The sequence below is a fragment of the Treponema sp. R6D11 genome, assembly GCF_054786075.1.
In genome coordinates, this window is record NZ_BDHD01000591.1 from 1 (window position 1) to 735 (window position 735).

General features: G+C 42.7%; 1 protein-coding gene. It reads left to right on the forward strand.

Features of this window, described 5'->3' with window-relative positions; translation table 11 throughout:
• Nucleotides 1–64: 64 nt before the first annotated feature.
• Nucleotides 65–735: hypothetical protein (locus tag ACYVTD_RS14895; RefSeq protein WP_461248496.1), on the forward strand; the 671-nt coding region annotated here is incomplete at its 3' end.

Consider the following 735-nt stretch of genomic DNA (forward strand, 5'->3'; position numbering starts at 1 on the left):
GGTTTCAATGCGGAACCGCGTTGCGAATGCCGCTTGAGATAATATATTTTTATGGAGGAAGAAAATGAAGAGAAAAAACATTTTACTAACCTGTTTTGTCCTCGTGTTAATACTCTGTAGCGTTACTTCTGTTTTTGCTCAACAAATTCCAAAAGCGCCCGGTAAAGTCGGTAACACGCTTAGAGGAATGAACATTGTTGTAGGCAACTGGTGGCATAGCTACGATACAAAAGCTACACCGCCGACAAACCAATGGGTGGGAAGTGAGTATCAAGAAAAGCAGCTTGATTACCGCAAAAGACTTTTACAGCAATACAACTTTACAATGATGGACAAGAGTATTGCAAGCTGGAATGAGATGCCGCAAATTTCGGCAACATCAATTATGGCAGGAAAACCCGCCGCTACAATTTTTGTATTGCAGCCGGATTGGGCGCTTGCCTTGTATCGACAGAACCTTATTTATCCTGTAGGAAAAAGTAAAGCTGTTGACTGGAAAGCTACTACTCCGATTGAGTGGAACAGATCCGTTACATCAGCTTTTACATTTAAGAATGGAAAAACTCAAGATGCTTATGCTTTTGCCGAAGGTTACGGCGGAAGCCAGCACGCCGCTTGCGTGTTCTTTAACAAGAGATTATTCAAAGAAGCCGGACTTGATCCCAATCTTCTCTATGATCTTCAGAAAGCAGGAACATGGGGTAAGCATCGGGCTTGCGTCAGGAACCATAATTT